Here is a 10,699-nt window from a genome sequence, read left to right as displayed (position 1 = left end):
CAGACATCCTATCGGGTGCGCGCCGAAGCCGATGGTTTTGTACCGCAGGTGCTGCGAGTCAGCGGCGAGCAAGACGGCATCATGCCCATTCGGATGGTGCCGGTAAAACAGACGTTGCCGGTGGATGACATTGAAGCGGCCCGCACTTTGAGCGCTGTGGATCTTGGCGCCCGGGTGACCTTTCCGGCCAACGCCTTTGTCACTCCCGATGGCGAACCCGCCTCCGGTGAAGCCACGGTTCAGATTACTCCCTGGGATATCACCAGCGATGAGCTCAATGCCATGCCCGCCAATGGTCAAGCGACCGATGCCGGCGGTGAGTCGGTCGAGCTGATCAGCGCCGGTATGATTACCGTGGACGTGCACAACGCCGAGGGTGATTACCTGCAGATCGCACCCAACACCACCGCCGAGATCCAGATGGATCTACCGGTGGCGAGTATCAACAATGAGCCACTGTCGATCGGCAGCACCATTCCCATGTGGCACTTTGACGAAGACCAGGGCCTGTGGATTGAAGACGATTCCATTATTGGCACCGTGGTCGCCTCGGCCACCTCACCGGTGGGGCTGGCGGTCTACGCTGAAGTGAGTCACTTCTCCACCTGGAACTGGGACTTCAAATTCGAAAACGGCGGCAGCATCAATGTCGAGTGTCGGTTGAGTGACAGCACAGCCATTCCCTGCGGTATCAATGCCGGCGTAACGCTGGATGATGGCTCAGTGTTTACCCGCAACGGTTACCTGCCCGAAGGTGGCTCTACCATTATCAATATGCCCAACAGTGCCACCATTGACTGGTACGCGACTTCCGACACCGGTCTGATTGGCGAGAAAACCACCGATATGTCCGCCGATGTGATTATCGAGTTGGAAGACCCGAGCAGTGAAAATGTGGTGCGCTGTGAATTGCCGGACGGCACCGGCGTGGGCTGCTCGGTAACCCTGACCGATGGTACTGAAACCCTGACTCAATCTGTTCCGGCGGGAGGTGCCACCATTGTTACCGGTTGGGACAATCTGGATGAGAACAGCGAGTTGACCTGGACCGCGGAAACCCCCTTTCCGATCAGCGTGGGTGGTCAACAAGTCATCGCCGAAGGTACGGCAACATCCGGCATAACCGGAGACGTTGATGTGGCCCTCGCAATCACGCCGATTGATGAAGTAGAGGTTCAGTGTCTGGGCGAGTCCGGTGTGTCGATTCCCTGCACCGTTGATATCACCGCGACCTTGTCCGATGGCACGGTGTTCACCGATACCGATATTCTGATTCAGGACAGCCTGGCAGTAGCGGTTCCCGCTGAGGCGACACTGCTCCAGTGGACAGCCGAATCCAACGGCGCCTTCAGCCAGAATGGTCAGTTCGTCACCATGGCCGGCAGCATGGAAACCAGCCTGGTCAGCAGCGTAGCGCTGGTGCTGGATGAAACCGTGGTGCAGGGTCCCGCAGCGCAGAGCATCGAAATTTCCTGCATCAACGGTCCGGACACCTCGGCAACCAGCTGTGATATCGATGCTTTCCTGGAGGGCAACCGCACGGGTTATGTCGAGCTGGGTGAGTTCGAAGCGGTAGCGCTGGGTGATTCGGTCACTCTGGAATTCCCGGAAGGTATGGCTGACGAAAACGAGTGGGTACAGGTGATGGTCACCGGCGATGATGGATCCACGGCCTACACCTTCTCCCAGTATGGTTCCCTGACTGACGGTGAGATGATTGAACTGGAGCTGCAATGTTCGGATGCCGTCGGTGGTGTAAGCTGCCCCCAGTAACCCGAAACCACAACCTTTGATCTTCAGGCCGGCTGCTCGCAGCCGGCTTTTTTATGGAAGAGCGTGCCTACATCAGTGGCGCGTCAGTTACACCAGGTTCCCACCTGCACCAACCCCCGGCCAAAACGATCATCCCGCCCCGTGGGCCCCAGGTCTTTGACCGCTGCCATCAGGTCCGCACCTTGCTGTCGGGCCAAAAGAGAGGCGGCTGTGACCAGCGGCGCGGCGAAGGAAGTGCCGGTGTGATAGCGCCCGGCCGTCTCGCCATCGGCGGCCCAGATATCCATGCCCGGTGCGGCCAGATCGATGTAGTCGCCCCGGTTGGCATCGGGGTACAGGCGCTCGGCGGCGTCCACGGCGGTTACGGCGATCACACCGGGCTGGGCGGCGGGAAAGCTTGGCGGTGCCTCCGGCCCCTGATTACCAGCGGCGGCAATCAGCAGGATCTGGCTGCCCAGCAATTTTTCCAAGGCCAGTTCAAACACCCGGTTGCGCTCACCGCCCAGGCTCAGGTTGATGGCCTGTACCTCCTGGCCGACCAACCAGTCCAGCGCGGATAGCAGAATTTCGGTGCTGGTGTCGGTACGCTCTCCTCTCTGGCGGAACACTTCGGCGGCCCACAAGGTGCTGCCGGGCAGCAGACCCGGGGTTTCCGAGTTGACGCTTCCCACCAACAGACTGGCAACCGCGGTACCGTGCAGTGCTTCGGCCGAGGGGCCGCGCACAAAGTTGCGTCGGGTCAGTTGGCTGTCCGTCAGGGCAGGGTGCTGGTCATTGACGGGGGTATCGAGCATGCCAATGCGGAATTGACCGCTGCAGGCGCCGGTATCTTTTGGCCAGGCGATCATCTGCTGGGCGTAGCGGCGCCGGGCGTTGAGTAACTGGTAGCGCTGGTTGGTGTCCAGGTCCAGATCCGGCAGGTCCTCTTGCACCTGAGCGACCAAATCGGGTGTGTCGGTCCCCGGAGGCAGACGGAAAACGCTGATCACCAGGCCCAGGTTGTCCAGGCGCTGACGGGATTTGACCCGCAGTTGGTAGCTTTGAAGTTGCCGGGCCGCCGATTGCGCCTCGGCCATATCCGCACTCACCAAAAGTAATTCGCCCGGCTCGTAGGGTAGCGAGTCCGGGGCCGGGGGGATGGGATCGTTTGATGGTGCTGGGGGTGGCACCGGCGGCGGTGGCGGCGGTGCGCGCCCGAGCAGACTGCCACCGCGCTGGATTGGCGGTCGAGTGGGCTCCGGTTCGGCGGCTTCCGGTTCCTCGCGATCGCTTGACGTTGACTCTGCCTTTTCGGTTCNNNNTCGNNTTCGGGTTCGGGTTCGGGTTCNNGNTCCCGCTCGATCACCTCTGCTTCCCGGGGCTTCGCCGGAACCGGCCGGGTGAGTTGTGGTTGAGCCTCTGCCTCTTCTATCGGACGCTCCTGTTCTACTTCTGAAGTCTCGGTTGTCCGATCGAGCGTCTGTACGGCGGTTTTGCGCTCTGTGTCTTGCACCGCTTCCCCGCGCCTGAGTTCAGCGGCGCGTTCGCGGTCGATGGTGATACTTTCCCTTGCTTTTTCCCGGTCCTGATCGTCCTGGGCCAGCAGTGTCACCGGGCAGAGCGCCAGGCTCCCGAGACAAAAGCAGGATGCCAGCCGTAGCGCTGCCNTCATGGTGCGATCACCTCATCCACAAAATCGTAGGCNCTCAGCGCATCCACCGCCGCCTCGATTGAGGCATCTTCCGGTAGCCCCAACTGGATAATGCCNAGGGCGCTGGGTCCGGAGACNATACTACCGTTCACGCTCAATACCGCCGTCTGCACATCTGCCATGGTGGCGGCCGGGTCGAANACCATCTGGACCCGTGGCCCCTGGGGCGCTTCNTCGCCGGAGGCGGGNACCATGTCCACCGCTGAGCCGTCGTCCCAGGGTTCCGGCCCCAGCAGCAGGGCGGCCTGNANGNCCACNATCANGCTGGCGGCGATGGCTACCGGGCGCCAGAAATTCCTCCGGGGCAAGACNACGGGTGCCTCCTCCTGCTCGGCCCGAATGGCTTTCTGCAGNCGCGCCAGACCCAGTTCGCCGGGGCCCGTGGCCGGTTCNCTCTGNACCGTGCTTCTCAGCGCTTTCAGGAACTCGGCTTCCCGGGCCAGGGCAGGATCGTCCGCCATTTTCTGNTCGAGTGCGNGGCGTTCCGCCTCCGGCAGTCGGCCGTTGGCCCACAGGTTCAGTTGTTCATCTATGTCTTTCACGATGACCTCATGGCTCTGGCCAGTTGTTTCTTCAGTAAGTNTTTGGCGTGGTAGACGCGGGACTTCACCGTACCTTCCGGTACGCTCAGGATACGGCCAATCTCCGCGTAATCCAGCTCTTCAAAAAACACCAGGTGCAACACCTCCCGGTGTGGGGGCGACAAGGTCTGCATGCCTGAGCGTACCCGTTCTGCGTCTTTGACCGCTGAGAGAGCCTGCTCCAGATCGGCCGCCGGGGTCTCATCCGCCAGGGTGTCATCCACCTCGGTAAATTCCCGGACGCCCAACTTGCGCCAGTGGGTCAGCACCTTGTTATGGGCGATGCCGAACATCCAGGTGGTGACCTTGGAGCGTCCCGCAAAACGGGCCGCCGAGCGCCAGACTTCCAGCATCACCTCATTGAGTAGGTCGGCGGCCACGAAGGAATCGTTCAACTTGGCCATCAGGAAGCGGTACAGCCGGGTTTCATGGCGGCGGTAGAAGGCGCTCATGGCCTCCATCTCGCCGCCGGCCATCGCGAGTAAAAGTTGTTCGTCGGTATCCTGTTCCGATAGGGCCATAGTGATTATCCGTGATTATTCTTCTTCGGTGCCTAGGGTCTGCAGGGGGCTGGCGGCCAATACGCGGCCGCTGGCATCCACCGCCACCACACGCCAGGAATAGGTTGTTCCCGGTTCCAACCGATGCAGCACCGCCGATGACAACCGAGTGCTTCGGGTGTTGCTCTTCAGCACCAGGCCGGTGGTCGGTTCCCGGGTGAAACGGTTGGGCACCCGGTCGGGTCCGGGTCGCTCGCTGGCGACATCGGGCTCGGGCGGCTGGGCGTAAAATTCCAGCTGATAGGCGTGGGTGGTGGCGATCGCCGGCCAGGTAAACTCGGTATCCGCCCCCAGGGTGGCTGCCACTGCTCGGGCGCCGTTCAGGTGCGGTACCCACTGGGCTTCATGGGTCGAGCGGCTACTGACCTGGTAGCGCAGCACTATGTCGTTTGGCTCCCGCGTGCCGCTCTGTTCCAGCGTGGGGTGTACCAGGCGCAGGCGCAACAGATACAGGCCGGGTTGATCGGTGGGCAGTTTCGGGCTGCGCAGGTTCGACTGCTGACCGGCTCCAAGATATTCGCGCACATTGTCCAGACGTCGAAACACCGGTTGGCCGCGGGTGGTGGCGGGCGTCGCGACCTCCCACACCGCCTCCAGCAAGCCGGCCCGGTCGTAATGGATGATCGCTTCGGCGCGCAGCGCCTCATCCCGTGAGACCGAGGCCACTGGCGCGCCATCGTCAAAGCGCAGGGCGAGCCGGCGGAGGATCAGGCCGCTGGCGGTCACCTCTGAATTTTCCGGTAAGGAGCGCGCGGTATTGGGCAGCGGAGCGGCAGGGTCGGTCAGGCGCAGTGCCTGCACACCGGTGACCGGAATGCCGTTGACGCTGAACGGGCGCACGTAGGACAGCTCGCGCGCGCCCTGAGCGGCGGCCTGGGTACTGATAGCCGCGGGGACGGTCAGGGTTTCACTGAAGCTGAACGCGGTCGGTTGACCATCGGCGGAGCCGGAAATGCGCTCCATCAAGGGCCGGCGAACCATCCCCAGTGGCTCGCTTGAGGCCGGGTCACCGAGCGTAAAATAACCCACATCCGAGCTGACATCGCCAATGCGGTCAAAAAAGGCGCGCCCCCGCCAGACCACTGACAGGGTGGTATCGGTGCCGATCACCACCGGGCGGGCGACCGAGCAGGGTTGCATGGAAGAGCACAGCTCCACCTCCTGGGCGGAGGAGGGTAATGCGTATCCCAGCGCGAGGAGACAGAGGAGCGCGAGGCGATAGCCGATCTTGGCTGAACGCTTGAGAGCGGGTCGGTTCATGGTTGAATCCCCGGATAGGTCACCGGTAAATGGGTGCGCAGTTCAATAAACGCCTGATAGCTGTTCACCGAGTTGGGCAGCACGAGCTGATCCCGGTAATCATTGCGGGCAATGGACAGAATCAGCTCCACCCCCGGGCGATGACCTTCGGCTTCGCGTAGACGCCAGTTGAGGTTGGCGTTGAGGTAGGTGGTCTGGTCCCACTGGGCAAAGAAGGGGTCGTCCCGGGCACTGGTCTGGTTGAGCCCCATGCTGAAACTGCCCGCCAGGCGTTCCGGAACAAACGTGGCGTTGGCATCGAACGAATAAATGTGCCGGTCGGTGCTGAGGTTCTGTTCCGGGTAGGTGGTGTGTTGAAGCTCCCATCCGATATAGAAGTTGTAGTCGCTGTTCAGGTACCAACCGGCGTCCAGCCGGGTGGCCCGGGTGCGATTGTCGGGCTGCCAATCGGTGCCGTCCTCCAGGGTGTCATAGTGAATGCCGGCGGACCATTGCAACTGTTCTTTGCTGAAGGCGGCGGTCAGCTCAGCGCGCCGGGTTTTCAGGTCGTTGGCCAGGTAACCCTGGGGGGTGTAGTCATCTTTCAGGGTGGTGCCGCCGAGGTTGAGCGAATAGGTGGGTTGGCCCAGCAGGGTCAGCAGGGGATTTTCCGGAAGGTCATAGTCAAAGTAGGCAGTGCCCAATTGCCACTGCCGGGTTTCGGAAATCGCGTATCGGTCATCCTCGGTGAGGTTTGATTGTTCCACCGCGTAGTGGCCATCCCAGGTCCATTTGTCTTTGGTGGCATCAAAGAACGCGCGCTCGAGCTTTTTGTCGGCGGGGGCGTGACGGTTGGCGAGGCTGCGAAACCAGGTGCCCATTTTTCGGGCTTCCAGCCCCAGCCGCCAGTCCAGCGCATCGGTGCCCGAAGCGGTCGGGTCCAGCACCAGCAGGGCCGACCAGGCATCGCCCTGTTCCGGATCGAACCCCTGGTCCATGCCGTCAAAATCGTATTCGCTTTCTGCCTGCTCCAGACGCACCCGGAGCTGACGCTGGAAAAACAGGCCGTCCAGGGTAAGGTTCCAGGCATCCCCTTCGTGCACTACCGGGTCGGCATTGGGGTCCAGGCTACCGTAATCCGGTTGACTGACTCGCCCGGACAGGTGTTCACCGGCAAGCATCACCTGGGTGGTATCGCTGCGCCAGGGCCAGAACGTCAGCCGCCCGCCGGTCATGCGGTTGTTTTCTTCATCGGTTCCGAGGCCGGCATCAACCCCCACCGTCTGGCGGCTGGCCGCTTGATAGATCGACGCGGTACCGTCCCAGAGGGGCAGCTTGGCGCCGGTGGAGACGCCACGGCGTTCAAAGCCGTCCTGAATCAGACTGGCGGTGGTGAGTTGCTGGTCGCCCAACGCCAGGTGGTAGCGGTCGAACTCGCCGCGTAGCTGAAACCGGGCAAGGTCCACACGCCGGTCGGCGATGGCCAGGGCCTGGTCGTTTACCGCCATCAGGTCCAGATTGCTGCTTAACGTCCAGCGATCGCCGCTGAGTTCGGATTCCAGATGGCCGCCGCCCTGGGCCCGAAAATCGTCGCCGCCGATGCCCTCGCTCTCCGCCACCCGCTGGCTGAGCGCCAGATCGAGTTGGCCGTCGACATGGGCCGAGCGAAGTCCGCTGGAGTGGCGCACCTCGACCGACCAGTAACCCAGCTCCTGCACTTCGCCCTGGTCGCCATAGAACATCAATCGTAGTTCGTGGTGGCCGGGCGCCAGTGGGCGCACCGGGACATAAACCCAGCCCTCGGTGCGACGCTGTGCCAAGGCAGAGACGTCCATGCCGTCCAGCTCTAGGCTCAGTTGTCCCGGGTCTGCGGGGCGTGTGTCGGCGGCGAGCGTGATACGCAGCGGTTCGCGCGGTTGGAAAAAACCGTCGATTTCGGAAGGGGCCAGCCGGGCGTCAGCCTGGGCAATCGCGTGGGCGCCACTGAGCATCAGCCAACCGCCGAGCAGCAGCGTCAATGGCGTTGCGCCCCGTCGCTTCGGCGCCGGTGTTGTCAGGGGGGGAAATCGGGCCATCCAGTGCTCGCTCTGCAAGAACCGTCGTTATCGGTGGGTTGCAACCGATCCGATGCGGGTTCAATGTTTTTCAGTTATTTTTGCAGTGGGCCACTCACACCCTGCCCCTACCTCGGGTTAAAGCTACACGAAAATGGGTACGCTTCCAAACACAGCGGTCGCATCCCGAGACCGGCGTCGCATTTCACCTGCAAGGAGCTCCACGGGTTTGGGCACTAGCCGGCGTCAGTCCGCTTCAAGCGAACGCTTCCGGTATTGGGAGGGGGTTTGTCCAACATGCTTTTTGAAGATGGCGTTGAAGGTCGATTTGCTGGTGAAGCCTGCGCCCGCCATGATTTCCAGGATGGTGCGAGCGCGGTGGTCGGGGTCGATCAACAGCTGTTTGGCGCGCTCCACCCGGTAGCCGTTGATAAACTCAAAGAAGTTTTTTCCAAAGTGCTGGTTGAGTATGCGCGAGAGGGTGCGCTCGGGTAGGGACAACTGCCGCGCGAGTGATTCCAGTGATACCGTGCTATCCAGATACGGACGGCGCTCCGTCATCAGGGCTTCCACCCGGCGGACCTGCTCGGGCTTGTAGGGCTCGGCGTCGTTGCCTGGCGCGCGCTCGGGCAGGCCGCTGAACAGATGGGTGTAGCGAATGCTGATAAACACCAGCGAGTTCACGAACACAAAGTTGAGGTAGTTGCTTGCCACCCCGGTCAGATTGGCCAGGTGGGCGGGCATGTATTCCGCCGTGAGGTGCACCCCGAGTTGCCAGGAGGCAATCAGAACGAAGCCCAGAATGATCCAGGTCAACCAGCGACGTTCGCTGACCTCGACATTGGCATAGCGCTGCTGGAGCTGGCGGCGATAGCGCCAGAGCAACAGCAGGCAGTAGCCGCCGTAGCCGATGACGCTCAGATGCCAGAGGGTGACGGTGTGGCTCATCAGCGAAGACCAGATGAGATCCAGCTCGCGCATCAGCGCGACCTGTTCGGTGGCGGGGCGCCAGTGATACTGGCTGAGCATCATCAGGGTGGCCAGTAACGCCGGCAGCAGGTGTAGCCCGTGGTACCAGCGAAAGCGCGTCTGTCGGTACAGCACGGACAACACATAGGCATAGAGCAGCGGCCCGATGAGCCAGTAGCTGAAGCTGCCCAATAGCAGCAGGTTCGGGTTCCATTCCAGAATGAGTTGGCGCAGCGGGTCACTCCAGATCAGCAGGGTATCCAGATAGCGGACCGCACTGGCCAGCAGAAGACCGATCAGCAAATAGGTGCTGCGTATGGCGGGGCGGCGGGTGAAGAACAACAGGGCGGCCAGCAACAGATACTGACTGGCGGACATCAGCAGCACCAGGTCGTGAATGTTGAAGAGCAGTGCGTCGTGGGTCAGGTTTTTCAAAGGCCCGTCTACCGCCTCTGTTATAAAGTGATTCGTTGCAGCCCAATAGTAGTGGGACTTCCGCAGGGGTGCGAAGTCCCGCCCACCGGTATTCGGACGTGCGGTTTAGTGTTTCTGCCGGAAGTCGGGCGCGTGACTGTCTGTCCGATGATACCGTCATGGACAGGTCGGGACTGTAACCAGTTGCCGACGGCTCCACAAGCGCCGGGCCGGTTTTTGAGTCTGTCCCCAGCGCTCCAGCTTCCATCCAATAATAAGGTCATACCATGTCATCGAATGTATCGATCATTGTCCGCGCCTGCCTGATCAGCAGCCTGTTCAGTCTGGTGGCCTGTGGCAGTTCCGGCTCCACGCCCGAGCTTCCGAGCTCCAGCAGCGAATCGAGTTCCAGCAGCAGCTCGGAAACGTCCTCCAGCGCCAGCGCACCGGCCATGACCGCGCCCGATGACCCTCTGGAGCCTCACGCGACGGTGGCGGAGATGGGTATCGGTATTAACCTGGGTAACACGCTGGACGCTTACCCCAATGAGGGCGACTGGGCGCTGCCCGCTCAGGAGCGGTATCTGGAGGATTTCAACGAGGCCGGCTTCCAGCATGTCCGTATCCCCGCCACCTGGGATGATCACACCGCTGAATCCGCGCCCTATACCGTCGACAGTGGGCGTATGAATCGCGCTGAAGAAGTGGTGGACTGGGCGCTGGACCAGGGCTTCTACGTCATTCTCAATGCGCACCATGAGCGCTGGATCTGGGAGGGTGAAGGCCTGACCGAGGAAAAGCGGGCGCGCTTCCAGGCCATCTGGACCCAGATCGCCGAACGCTTCAGTGGCAAATCCCACCGGCTGATATTCGAAATTCTGAACGAGCCCATTGGCTTGAGCGCCGAACAGACCAATGACTTGAAAGCGGACATCCTGCCCATCATCCGGGCGCAGAATCCGACCCGCTTGGTGATCATTTCGGGGCACAACTATAGCGGTGTTCACACTCTGAGTGATATCGACCTGCCGGACGACGATTACCTGATTGCCAACTTCCACTCCTACGACCCCTGGGCTTTTGCCGGCCAATGCACGCGCCGGTGGGGCAGTGAGGCGGATCGAGCGGAGCTGGCCCAGATCTACGCCACCGCCGCCGCCTGGCGAGAGCAGAGCGGTGTGCCGGTGATGCTCAATGAGTTTGGGGCAGCAAAGTTCGACTTCCAGAACCCGGAGAACGTCTGTGAGCTGGAAGACCGGCTGGCGTATATCGGTCACCATGTGAATCTGGCGATCGAAAACGGCATCCCGGCCACTTTCTGGGACGACGGCGGCTCCTTCTCCACCTACGATCGTGAGGCCGGAACCTGGGGACCGGAGAAAGACGTATTGGTTGCGCCGAACAATCCCTGATGACGGG

The 10,699-nt window shown here is 61.7% G+C and carries 7 protein-coding genes; 2 read left to right on the top strand and 5 right to left on the bottom strand.

Features of this window, described 5'->3' with window-relative positions; genetic code table 11:
* Positions 1–1,773, top strand: a 1,773-nt coding sequence (locus tag CMG77_RS06000; RefSeq protein WP_286903765.1) for a hypothetical protein, incomplete at its 5' end; no start/stop codon positions are given.
* 83 nt (positions 1,774–1,856) lie between these two features.
* Here CMG77_RS06000 and CMG77_RS05995 read toward each other — a convergent pair.
* The 5 genes from CMG77_RS05995 to CMG77_RS05975 form a co-directional block, all read right to left on the bottom strand.
* Entirely contained in the window at positions 1,857–2,849 is a 993-nt protein-coding gene (locus tag CMG77_RS05995) for a S8 family serine peptidase (protein WP_286903764.1), read from the bottom strand.
* A 1,152-nt stretch (positions 2,850–4,001) separates the two neighbouring features.
* Entirely contained in the window at positions 4,002–4,496 is a 495-nt protein-coding gene (locus CMG77_RS05990) for an RNA polymerase sigma factor (protein WP_502691765.1), read from the bottom strand.
* An 84-nt stretch (positions 4,497–4,580) separates the two neighbouring features.
* Positions 4,581–5,864, bottom strand: coding sequence for a hypothetical protein (locus tag CMG77_RS05985; protein WP_286804165.1), 1,284 nt, complete (start codon positions 5,862–5,864; stop codon positions 4,581–4,583).
* Positions 5,861–7,918 carry a hypothetical protein gene (locus CMG77_RS05980; protein WP_286804166.1) on the bottom strand — a complete coding sequence of 686 codons (2,058 nt, stop codon included), beginning with the start codon at positions 7,916–7,918 and terminating at the stop codon, positions 5,861–5,863. The genes CMG77_RS05985 and CMG77_RS05980 overlap by 4 nt, the downstream gene beginning before the upstream one ends.
* Before the next feature lie 225 nt (positions 7,919–8,143).
* Entirely contained in the window at positions 8,144–9,301 is a 1,158-nt protein-coding gene (locus tag CMG77_RS05975) for a helix-turn-helix domain-containing protein (RefSeq protein ID WP_286804167.1), read from the bottom strand.
* 266 nt (positions 9,302–9,567) lie between these two features.
* On the opposite strand from CMG77_RS05975, the gene CMG77_RS05970 reads away from it, so the two are divergent.
* Positions 9,568–10,692, top strand: a complete 1,125-nt coding sequence (locus CMG77_RS05970) for a glycoside hydrolase family 5 protein (protein ID WP_286804168.1) — start codon at positions 9,568–9,570, stop codon at positions 10,690–10,692.
* Positions 10,693–10,699: the final 7 nt, after the last annotated feature.

It is taken from the genome of Marinimicrobium sp., from assembly GCF_002695945.1.
Taxonomy (GTDB): domain Bacteria; phylum Pseudomonadota; class Gammaproteobacteria; order Pseudomonadales; family Cellvibrionaceae; genus Marinimicrobium; species Marinimicrobium koreense.
The sequence above is the reverse complement of the archived record's forward strand: the minus strand, read 5'-3'. Positions and strand labels throughout refer to the sequence as shown.